The following is a 232-nucleotide window of genomic DNA, read 5'->3' as shown; positions in this document are numbered from 1 at the left end:
GATGCAGATGTAACCATCACGGTGGATACAGTTGCAGCTGACTTGATTGGTGCGATCACAGTTCCAGATGATCTGAACGGTGACGGCATCTTGAATGCGACTGAATTGGGTGCAGATGGTAGCTTCGATGCACAAGTGGCACTCGGTCCAGATGCAGCAGTGGGTACAGTGGTAACCGTAAATGGTACCAACTACACAGTAACAGCAGCGGACTTGGTGAATGGCTTCATCA

Annotated in this window: 1 protein-coding gene; it reads left to right on the top strand. The window is 50.0% G+C overall.

Going from position 1 to position 232, the window contains the following annotated elements:
* Positions 1-232 (top strand): hypothetical protein (locus V6E90_RS21770; protein WP_332606445.1); only part of this gene is annotated, 232 nt, incomplete at both ends.

This window comes from Acinetobacter sp. ESBL14 (assembly GCF_036668815.1).
GTDB lineage: Bacteria > Pseudomonadota > Gammaproteobacteria > Pseudomonadales > Moraxellaceae > Acinetobacter > Acinetobacter gyllenbergii.
Note: the sequence above shows the minus strand (reverse complement) of the source record. Positions and strands in the feature narration are given on the sequence as shown.